This window comes from Halochromatium sp. (genome assembly GCF_054919635.1).
On the sequence record NZ_JBUDPI010000307.1, the window covers coordinates 1 to 4573 of the forward strand.

Consider the following 4573-nt stretch of genomic DNA (forward strand, 5'->3'; position numbering starts at 1 on the left):
GCGGCTCTGATAGCGCACCGGGTTGAGGTAATTGGGACGGTAGAGCTTGATCAGATAGCGATCGCTATCGGGCTCAAAACTCCAGGCTTGATCGAGCATCGACGCTGATGGCTCAGATGCTGTCAGCGCTGCCTCGCTGAAATCCGCTTCTTTCTCATCCGCCGTGGCGATCTGCATCGGTTTGCGAGCGGCTGGGTCGGCTGTGCTGGGCTTCGCTGTTGGGAGCGGAGCCAACGCTGGCGCACGACCAGCGAGCTGGTCGTAACAGGCCAAACGGCGCTGACCATCGCTGATCTGCGCGCAGGATTGCATCCCTGCCGGAGGGTTGGCGACGGCTGGTAACGCGACGCAAGAGGTCGCCAGAGCGATCATTGGCAAACTAAGCCGATGCACAGCATTTGTCGGTTGAAGCACGATGTCTCGCCTCCTGCGTGTCAAGAATGATCAGATAACGATAGCATCATCATCCGCAGCTCTCGGCAGCGAGAGCGCGATTCGGGCGTCGCTGCTGAGAACGACCTTCTGAAACCTCTTTTTCCCCACCGAAGCCCAGTGTCGAGACGTTGCCTGACAGGAGCCTGCGGTATCGGGCTCGGCAGCGTTGTCACGGACAGCCTTTGTCTTGGCCGCTAAGCTCGAGATCCGCGTCCTCAAGGCGGATGCCGTCGACCTGCCGCGTCAGCCGCACGGCCGCAATGACGCTCGTCGCGATTGGCCGCCCCCAGTCGCAATCAGCCTGCAGCGGCTCGAGATCAATCGTCTACACCTGAGCGGGCTGATCGCGGCCGTGCCAGCGCTGTCGGTCCGTGGCTCTGCGACGCTGTCAGGTGAAGGCGCGGTCGAGACAAGGCTCAGGATCGCGTTCCCCGACGTCGCCGAGCGCGATGATAGAGCCGTTCGCCTCGATCTATCCCGCTTGCTACTGACGATGGACGGCAGATTGCGCTTGGGGCAGACAGCCTCTGCCAGCGAGATCCAGCTCAGCGCTGCCGGCGAGCTGCGGTTAGCCCTAGACGTCGGACCGCAAGCAACCACCGTCGAGGCACAGGCATCGATCGGCAACCGTGCCAATCTGGATCTGGGTGGTCAGATTCAGGGCTCGCCGTTTACGACGCTCGGAGCGCTCTCGTTGCGCGCAGGAGGCGATATCGACGCGGGATTTCGGCACTGCAGCTCGCTCGTCTCGGTCTCGCTGCCACATCTCTTGCCGGCATCGATAACCCGGGGCTCGGCTTGCTCGAGCGCACCCGCATTGGACTCGGACTCGATCGCTTTCGCGTCGACAGCGGCGCCGGGCGTCAAGGCCGCGCGGACGCTGTCCTCGAGGGCGGCCGCTACCTCAGCGAGCGCATCTACCTCAGCGCCCGCCAAGGGACGCGAGCCGGTGACACCCAGGGCATATTGCGCATGGAGCTCAGCCCGCAGATTCGTCTTGAGACCGATGTCGGCGCCCATGGCGGGGCGCGCGCCGGTGCCGCCTTCGAGCTTGAGTATTCGCTGGGGTTTGCCGGCTCTGACAGCGGCGGTATGATCAAGATGCGGCGGTCGGTGGTCGACTTGCCAACTACAACGGAAGTCTTGCTCGATGCCTAAGCTCGCGCTTGTCCTGATCCTGACCAGCCCGTTTGCCCTCAGCGCCTGCGGCACCACCACGACCGAGCGCGCAGCAAGCGCCGGACTCTTCGGCGCCGCTGCCGGTGCAGCCCTTGGATCGCTCTCCGCCGACGCGGGGGCCGGTGCCTTGATCGGGGCTGGCGTCGGCGCCCTCGGCGGCTATCTGTACGATCAACATCAGAAGGGCAATATCGACTGAGCATGAACGCCGCTGTCGCGGCCAAGCGAGGCCTAAAGGAAGCACCCGTACCGGCGAGAGGCCATCTGTCATGCTCAGACTTCGTCCGATCCAAGCCTGCTGGTTCGAGACCTATGTTCCGCGCGAGCAGAGCCTGCTCGCAACCGATCTCCTGGCTAGCTCCGGGGCGGTTCAGCTCGAGCTCGACCCGCGAGTCCCAGAACGCGTTGATACCCGCAAGCTGCACAGTTATATCCTGCGGTTCCGGGCGCTCGCTGAGGCCTACCGCGAGGACCTCCCCAGTAGCCAATCGAAGCCAACCGCACTCGTCGGCAACCCCCTGCATCTGACCAGCCTCGCCCTGCAACAGCTGCAGGTCTGGGCCAAGCGTCTCGATTATCTGCACGAGCATCTGGACCAATTGCAGGCCGAGCTCGACTATCTAGAACTATTGGATGAGGGCCTTGCGACCCTGCAGGCAGCAGGTCTCGACCTGGATGGGCTGAACCAGCACAGCCATTTCCTGTGCAAGTGTCTGTTTGCCTGTCCGCAGGACAACAGCGATCGCGAGCCCGCGCTCCAAGCGCTGGTGCACCGGGTCGTCCGTGGCTCCAAGCACGACTTTGCGCTGCTGCTCGGCGAACCCGAAGACAGCGACATGGTGCGCCGCATGGTCTTGGAGCAGGGCTGCGAGCCCGTTGGCATCCCAAATTGGCTGAGCACAGATCACAGCCAACAAGGTCGAGACATCGACTCGCTTCGTCGTCACAAACGGGCGCGCATCGACCAGATCGACAGCGAGCTTGCGCAACTGCGCGCTGATCCGAAGGTCGCTGTAGCCCACGCCAACCTCGAGACCCTGGCCTGGTACCTGGAGCATGCCGCGCATCAGCTCGGTTCGCACGACCTCTGCCACATCACGGGCTGGACCATCGCGCCCGATCCGACGCAGCTCCAACATCGCTTACGGGATGCCGATATCCGCGCGATCATGCGCTTCCCCGAGCCGCCACCCTCGGTCAGCTCACCGGTGATGACCCTCGATACCTGGTGGGCGCAGCCATTCCGACCGCTACTGCTGATGTGGGGCACGCCCGGCCATGCCGAGGTGGACCCCAGTGGTGTGCTCGCGCTCATCGTGCCGCTGCTGTTCGGCTACATGTTTCCCGACGTCGGTCACGGACTGATGCTGGCGGCGTTCGCGATGCTCTTCTGGCAGCGCTGGCCGGCGATCCGCTTCCTGCTGCCTTGCGGCCTCTCGGCGGTGTTCTTCGGCCTGCTCTTTGGCGACATCTTCGGCTTCGAGGATCTCATCCCGGCGCTCTGGCTGAAGCCGCTCGAAGCGCCGATGATGGTGCTTGGCGTACCGATGCTGTTCGGCGTCCTGCTGCTCCTACTCGGATTAGTCTTCGCCGGGCTGGAGGCGCAGTGGCGAGGCAGGCTGCGGCAATGGCTGCAGGTGGAGGCAGCGGTGCTGCTGCTGTACCTGCTGCTCTTGCTTGCCCCCTTCGTGCACGACATTCTCTGGCTGGTACCCCTGGCGCTGCTGCACTACCTGGTCGGCAGTGCCATGCAGGCCAGTGAGCGGCTGCTAGCGACACTCGGCGCAGCGCTCGGACAGCTGTTGCTGAGTCTCTTCGAGCTGGCCCTGAACACCCTCTCCTTTCTGCGTGTCGGCGCCTTCGCGCTCGCCCATGCGGCGCTCTCGCACGCGATCATGGCGCTCGCCGACACGGTGCAGCATCCCGTGGGCTGGCTGCTGATCCTGGTGCTTGGCAATCTGTTCGCCGTCGTGCTCGAGGGTCTGATCGTGTTCGTACAGACCACCCGGCTGGTGCTGTTCGAGTTCTTCATCCGCTTCCTGCAGGCCGATGGCCGCATCTATCAGCCACTCCACCAACCGCCCAATAGCCATTGAGGCCCAATCAGCAATCTGCATCACGAGTGGGCAGACATCCGCACGCATCGGTGCTTGGCTGTCCTGGAAACGCTCAACTGGGAGGGAGGCATCTTGATGCTCCAGTTTCAGTTCGCGTCGCGGGCTTCACAATGGACTAAGGAGCGGCCCTCGAATTGCCGCGAGCAACAGCGGCCACCTCCTCGCCGCTCGCTGCCAGATCCTGATGCAAGATGCCAATGAGCTCTTGCACCGCGAGCGGATGTGCGAAACCGCCGTGGCCGGTCGGCACCACCACCTCAGACTCGGCGCTGGCCATCGGTTCGGTTGGCCCATGCACCGCCACGGCCTGATCGAGCTCATCACGCAGCTGCATGGCCGGGAGTGGCACCGGCTGTGCGGTTGGATAGTAGAAGGACCAGAATTGGTAGCGCTTGCGCACGCTCGAGTCCGCCATCAGCTCGCGCACTAGCCGGTTCCACATCTGCGGCGTGGTCATCAGGCCGTGCACCAAGACCAACCGACGTTTTCGGGATCGAAAGGCTGCAGAAAGGTGAGTTAGTCTCTCACCTGAGCCATCAAGACGTCGGACGATAGACGATGAAAGCATCCGCCAAACGCGCGCTTTGGATCAGTAGCCTCGTGCTGACCCTGCTCGCTGCCGTTGGTGGCTACCTGTTTTTCATCGCCACCAATCGGGCCTTGAGCCACGCTGAATCCTTCGAGTTTCGGCGCATGCAGGTTGCGCGCGTCGATGACGCCGATGTGTTTCGCTTCTTCTTCGCCACCAATCGTCTCGCTGAGGATGGTGACCAGCCGTTATTCGAGCGGCTCGGCAACACGCGCTCGCCGGCGCTGACCTTCGGCTCATTCGACACCGAGAT

Annotated in this window: 5 protein-coding genes; 4 read left to right on the plus strand and 1 reads right to left on the minus strand. The window is 63.4% G+C overall.

The features are described 5' to 3' along the window. The first annotated feature begins 1167 nt into the window (after nucleotides 1–1167). The 3 genes from ACY693_RS15485 (at nucleotide 1168) to ACY693_RS15495 (ending at nucleotide 3710) form a co-directional block, all read left to right on the plus strand. A complete protein-coding gene (locus ACY693_RS15485; protein ID WP_462322716.1) occupies nucleotides 1168–1593 on the plus strand; it encodes a translocation/assembly module TamB domain-containing protein in 426 nt (141 codons plus the stop codon). Beyond that, the gene (locus ACY693_RS15490; RefSeq protein ID WP_462322712.1) at nucleotides 1586–1813 is read left to right on the plus strand and encodes a glycine zipper domain-containing protein; all 228 of its coding nucleotides are present in this window, start codon (nucleotides 1586–1588) and stop codon (nucleotides 1811–1813) included. The genes ACY693_RS15485 and ACY693_RS15490 overlap by 8 nt, the downstream gene beginning before the upstream one ends. A gap of 70 nt (nucleotides 1814–1883) precedes the next feature. Continuing rightward, the gene (locus ACY693_RS15495) at nucleotides 1884–3710 is read left to right on the plus strand and encodes a V-type ATPase 116kDa subunit family protein (RefSeq protein WP_462322713.1); all 1827 of its coding nucleotides are present in this window, start codon (nucleotides 1884–1886) and stop codon (nucleotides 3708–3710) included. Between the two features lie 136 nt (nucleotides 3711–3846). Here ACY693_RS15495 and ACY693_RS15500 read toward each other — a convergent pair whose 3' ends face one another. Then, nucleotides 3847–4188, minus strand: coding sequence for a hypothetical protein (locus ACY693_RS15500; protein WP_462322714.1), 342 nt, complete (start codon nucleotides 4186–4188; stop codon nucleotides 3847–3849). A 101-nt stretch (nucleotides 4189–4289) separates the two neighbouring features. On the opposite strand from ACY693_RS15500, the gene ACY693_RS15505 reads away from it, so the two are divergent. Beyond that, on the plus strand, nucleotides 4290–4573 hold a 284-nt coding region (locus ACY693_RS15505), incomplete at its 3' end, for a hypothetical protein (protein ID WP_462322715.1).